Origin of the sequence: Micromonospora sp. BL1, assembly GCF_003667485.1 — a bacterium.
Classification (GTDB): Bacteria; Actinomycetota; Actinomycetes; order Mycobacteriales; family Micromonosporaceae; genus Micromonospora; species Micromonospora tulbaghiae.
The window spans coordinates 1-5531 of the sequence record NZ_RCVK01000315.1 but is presented as its reverse complement, the minus strand read 5'-3'; the positions used below and the strand labels follow the sequence as shown (position 1 = coordinate 5531).

5 protein-coding genes are annotated in these 5531 nt (G+C 72.3%); all 5 read left to right on the top strand.

What is annotated here, in order from left to right; all coding sequences use genetic code 11:
- Positions 1 to 327 precede the first annotated feature (327 nt).
- Complete coding sequence (locus tag EAD96_RS23785; protein ID WP_176722767.1) at positions 328 to 1047, top strand: response regulator transcription factor; 720 nt, start codon at positions 328 to 330, stop codon at positions 1045 to 1047.
- Between the two features lie 150 nt (positions 1048 to 1197).
- A complete protein-coding gene (locus EAD96_RS23780; protein WP_120572913.1) occupies positions 1198 to 2052 on the top strand; it encodes a polysaccharide deacetylase family protein in 855 nt (284 codons plus the stop codon).
- Positions 2053 to 2119: 67 nt separating this feature from the next.
- Positions 2120 to 3058 carry a mycothiol synthase gene (mshD, locus tag EAD96_RS23775; protein WP_121685831.1) on the top strand — a complete coding sequence of 313 codons (939 nt, stop codon included), beginning with the start codon at positions 2120 to 2122 and terminating at the stop codon, positions 3056 to 3058.
- Between the two features lie 232 nt (positions 3059 to 3290).
- Positions 3291 to 4388, top strand: coding sequence for a phosphate ABC transporter substrate-binding protein PstS (gene pstS, locus EAD96_RS23770; protein WP_121685830.1), 1098 nt, complete (start codon positions 3291 to 3293; stop codon positions 4386 to 4388).
- 41 nt (positions 4389 to 4429) lie between these two features.
- Positions 4430 to 5515, top strand: a complete 1086-nt coding sequence (gene pstC, locus EAD96_RS23765; protein WP_120572910.1) for a phosphate ABC transporter permease subunit PstC — start codon at positions 4430 to 4432, stop codon at positions 5513 to 5515.
- The last annotated feature ends 16 nt before the right edge of the window (positions 5516 to 5531 follow it).

The window sequence follows — 5531 nt, the reverse complement described above, 5'->3', positions numbered from 1 at the left end:
GCCACGGGCGGGGCCGGACGGCCCGGCGGACGGGTCGTCGGCCCACGGTTCACGACCGGTGTCGCGCGAGGTGGAGGGAAACACGCCCCGATCGTGCCAGACCCGGGCGGCTCGGCGGAGGTCCCGGTTTCGGTGACGTTAAAACCTGCGCCGCGATCGAGGGCAGAAAGGGCAAACGGTAAATCGCGCGAAGGTGACGGCCGGTCCATCGGTTACGCTCAGGCCGTTACCCGCCCGTCGACGACGCCGGGACCCACGCAAGTTCACAGTGCCGCCCCACCGGGCGTGTCGCTGGTCGCGCGCGGCCGGAAGGCCGCCGGGACGGAGGTGATCGTGGAGCTCCTGCTGCTCGTGACCGCGCGGGCCGGTGAGCCGTCGGCGGTGCTGCCGGCACTCGACCTGCTGCCGCACTCGGTTCGCACCGCACCCCGCGACGTCCGCACGCTGGTCTCCGGCCCGACACCGGACGCCGTCCTGGTGGACGCCCGCTCCGAGCTGAGCGAGGCGCGCGCCACCTGCCGGATGCTGCACGCCACCGGGCTCGGCGTGCCGCTCGTCGCGGTCGTCACCGAGGCCGGGCTGATCGCGCTCAACGCGGACTGGGGCGTCGACGACGTGATCCTGGCCGGTGCCGGACCGGCCGAGGTGGAGGCCCGCCTGCGGCTCGCTGTGGGCCGGCTCAGCAACGCCACCGCCGGCGCCGGTGGCTCGATCCGGGCCGGCGAGCTGAACATCGACCCGGACACGTACGCCGCCAAGCTGAAGGGCCGGCCGCTCGACCTCACGTACAAGGAGTTCGAGCTGTTGAAGTTCCTGGCCCAGCACCCGGGGCGGGTGTTCACCCGGGACCAGTTGCTGCGCGAGGTCTGGGGCTACGACTACTTCGGCGGCACCCGGACGGTGGACGTGCACGTGCGGCGGCTGCGCGCCAAGCTCGGCTCGGAGTACGAGTCGATGATCGGCACGGTGCGCCAGGTGGGCTACAAGTTCGTCGTCCCGCCGTCGCGCTCGCTGCCGGAGTCGGAGCCCGCCCCGCTGCCGGTCTGACCGCCCACGCTCCACCCCGCTAGAGGGCACTTTTCTCGTATGCCCTTTTTGCCCGATCAGTCAGCCATATCCTGGCTGCCGGAATTGTCGGGCTAAGGGGGCGACGGTGCGTGCGGTGAACACGGGGGCGACGAACGGCCGGTACCGCTGATGCGGGGCCCGACGCTGCGCGCCGCCGGCCTCGTGACCGTCGTGCTGGCCGGCCTGCTCGGTTCGGCGTTCGCGCTGGGCCGCAGCCTGGTGCCCGACCCGCATCCGTCGGCCGCCGGAGTCGCCACCACGCTCAACGGGCCGCGGTACGGCGAGCAGCCACCCAGCACCGACTTCCCGGGCGGCACGGCCAGCGCCCGGCCGAGCCCCGACGCCGCGCCGGACGCCGCCCCGGTCGAGCCCGACGGCGACGGCCCGTACGGCTCCCTGGTCGCCACCGGCTCGTCCCGGGTCGCGCTGACCTTCGACGACGGCCCCGATCCCCGCTGGACCCCGCAGGTGCTCGCGCTGCTGGCCCAGTACGGCGTGCGGGCGACGTTCTGCGTCGTCGGCGAGAACGTCGAGGCCCACCCGGACCTGGTCCGGTCGATCGTGGCCGAGGGCCACACGCTGTGCAACCACTCCTGGAACCACGACGTCAACCTGGGCAAGCGATCCCCGGCGACGATCCGGGCCGACGTGCTGCGCACCAACGACGCGATCCTGGCCGCCGCGCCCGACGCGCGGATCGCGTACTACCGCCAGCCCGGCGGGGCCTGGACGCCGTCCATCATGTCGGCCTGCGCCGACCTGGGCCTCACCCCGCTGCACTGGAGCGTGGACCCGTCGGACTGGAAGGCGCCGGGCGCCACCACCATCGAGGCGATGGTCCGCTCCCAGATGGGGCCCGGGGCGATCGTGCTCATGCACGACGCGGGCGGGGACCGTTCCGGCACCGTCAGCGCGTTGCAGCAACTCCTGCCCGAACTGCTGACCCGGTTCGAGTTGGAGCCGCTGCCCGTCGGCACCCCGTGACGAGCGCCACCGATCGCCGTCGCCGTCCGGCGCGAACCGCGGCCCGCCGGCAGTTACCGTGACTCAGATGAGCAGCACCGAGCCGACGAGTGGTCCCGCGACCGATCGGATCGACCGGGCGGACCGGCTGACACCGGACGAGGTCGCCGAGGTGCTGGCGCTGGCCCGCGCCGCCGGTGACGCCGACGGCGCCGACCCGCTCGACGAGCACGTGCTGCTGCGGCTGCGCGACCCCGAGGCGCCCGCCGTGCACCTCACCGCCCGGACCACCGAGGGCACCCTCACCGGGTACGCGCACCTCGACACCACCGCCCCGGCCGAGGGCGTCGGCGTGGAGATGGTCGTGCACCCGGCGTACCGGCGGCGGGGTTCCGGCCGCGCGCTGGCCCGTGGCGTGGTGTCCGACGCGCCCGGACCGCTGCGTGCCTGGGCGCACGGCGACCACCCGTCGGCCGCCGCGCTCGCCGTCGACCTGGGCTTCTCCCGGGCACGGGTGCTCTGGCAGATGCGCCGCCCACTCACCGCCGAACTGCCGGCGCCGGTAGTGCCGGACGGCGTGACGCTGCGCGCGTTCCGGCCCGGCGAGGACGACGAGGCCTGGCTGGCGGTGAACAACGCCGCCTTCGCCCAGCACCCCGAGCAGGGGAAGTGGACGCTCGACGACCTGCGCGTCCGCATCGCCGAGCCGTGGTTCGACCCGGCCGGTTTCCTGCTCGCCGTCGACTCCGCCACCGGGCGGCTGCTCGGCTTCCACTGGACCAAGGTGCACGAGCGGCCGGGGTCGGCCCGGATCGGCGAGGTCTACGTGCTCGGCGTCGACCCGTCCGCGCACCGGGGCGGCCTCGGCCGGGTGCTCACCGCCGCCGGCCTGACCCACCTGCGCGACGAGCGCGGGCTGGACCGGGTGATGCTCTACGTGGACGAGAGCAACACCGCCGCGGTCGCGCTGTACGAGCGGCTGGGCTTCGCGCGCTGGTCCGCGCACGTCAACTACCAGCTCGGCTGAGCGCTCGCCCGCCCGGGAAAATCGCCACAAAGGCGATGCCGGGCCGCTAGTTCACGAAATGGACAACCCTTCCTCAGCGTACGGCCACCTCGTCGGCTGAACGTGTTCACCGCGCGTTCACTTGCGTCCGGCGAACCGTCCACCTGGCCCTCCTACCTTCATGTCAGCCGGTCAGCGCCGGCCCCCGGCACTCCGGGCGACCTGACCAAAGACGTGAAGGGAAACCCCTGAAGTGAAGCTCCAGCGGCACGGCGCCATCGCCTGTCTCGCTCTTACCGCGGTTCTCGGTCTCAGCGCCTGCGGCTCGGACAACAACGAGCCGGCCAGCGCCTCCGGTTCCACCGCCGCGGTGGACTGCGCGACGGGCACGCTGAACGCGCAGGGCTCCTCCGCCCAGAAGAACGCCATGGCCGAGTGGATCAAGGCGTACCAGCAGAAGTGCGCCGGCACCACGATCAACTACGAGCCCAGCGGCTCGGGCGCCGGCATCCAGGCGTTCATCGCCGGCACCGCGGACTTCGCCGGCTCGGACTCCGCCCTCAAGCCGGAGGAGCAGCCGCAGGCCGACGCCAAGTGCACCGGCGGCCAGGCGCTCAACCTGCCCATGGTCATCGGCCCGGTCGCTGTCGTCTACAACGTCAGCGGCGCGGACAACCTCCAGTTCAGCCCGGCCACCCTGGCGAAGATCTTCGCCGGCAAGGTGACCAAGTGGGACGACCCGGCGATCAAGGCCGACAACCCGGACGCCAAGCTGCCGTCGACCGCGATCCAGGCGGTGCACCGCTCCGACGAGTCGGGCACCACCGACAACTTCACCAAGTACCTCTCCAAGACCGCCGAGGCGGACTGGACGCTCGGCAACTCCAAGGCGTGGAAGGCCCCGGGCGGCGTCGGCGCGGCCAAGTCCGACGGTGTGGCCAGCAAGGTCAAGAGCACCGACGGCACCATCAGCTACGTCGAGTGGTCGTACGCCGAGAACTCCGACCTGAAGATGGCCAAGATCAAGAACGGCAACGGTGAGTTCGTCGAGCTGACCGGCGACTCGGCCGGCAAGACCATCGCGGGCGCCAAGTTCGAGGGCCAGGGCAACGACCTGAAGATGTCGATCGACTACAACACCAAGGAGGCCGGGGCGTACCCGATCGTCCTGGCGACCTACGAGATCGTCTGCAGCAAGGGCCTCGCCGCCGACAAGCTGCCGCTGGTCAAGGGCCTGCTCGGCCACGCCGCCAGCGCCGAGGGGCAGAAGGAGCTCGTCGAGCTGGGCTACGCGCCGCTGCCCGAGACCGTCCGCACCAAGGTCGAGGCCGCGGTCGAGAGCCTCTCCTGACGCTCCGGCCGACACCTCCTCAACACGAAGCGAGCGAGCAGATGGGTGACACCCCTCACCGCTCGGCCCACGCCGGCACCGGCGGGAACCCCGTGGCCACGAGCCACGAGCGACCCGCCGGTGCCTCGGCGCGTGTGGCCGAGCGCCCCGGCAACCCGGGCCGCCCCGACGGTGGCCTCGGCGGCGGCGGTGCCCTCCCCCGGGCCCGCGCCTTCGGCGCGGAACGGGCGTTCCGCGGTCTGACCCTGGCCGCCGGCACCACGGTCCTGGTGGTCATCGCGGCCATCGCGATCTTCCTGGTCGCCAAGGCCGTCCCGGCGCTGCGGGCGAACACCGAGTCGTTCTGGACGTTCGAGGGCTGGTTCCCGAACGACGACCCGCCGCAGTTCGGCATCGGCGCGCTCGCCTTCGGCACCGTCCTGAGCTCGCTGCTGGCGCTGCTCATGGCGGTGCCGGTCGCGCTGGGCATCGCCCTGTACCTGTCGCACTACGCGCCCCGGCGGCTCGGCAACGCCCTGGGCTTCCTGATCGACCTGCTCGCCGCCGTGCCGAGCGTGGTCTTCGGCCTCTGGGGCCGGGACTACTTCGCCCAGCCGGTCGCCGACCTGTCCGCCTGGCTGAACAGGTACTTCGGCTGGATCCCGATCTTCGGCGACGGCCCGTACGGCAACTCGATCCTGCTCGGCTCGGTGGTGCTGGCGATCATGGTGCTGCCGATCGTCACCTCGCTGTCCCGCGAGGTGTTCCGGCAGACCCCGACCGCGAACGAGGAAGCCGCGCTCGCGCTCGGCGCCACCCGCTGGGAGATGATCCGCACCGCGGTCCTGCCGTACGGGCGGCCCGGCGTCATCGCCGCGGTGATGCTCGGCCTGGGCCGGGCACTGGGCGAGACCATCGCGCTGGCGCTCACGCTCGGCTCGACGTACGCCATCTCGTTCAACATCCTGCAGAGCGGCGGTAACTCGATCGCCGCCAACATCGCCAACCGGTTCGCCGAGGCGAACGACACCGGCCGGGGCGCACTCATCGCCTCCGGCCTGGTGCTGTTCGCGATCACGCTGATCGTCAACATCACCGCGCGGGCGATCATCTACCGGCGGCGCGAGTTCACGGAGTCGGCCGCATGACCACCACCCTCACCCC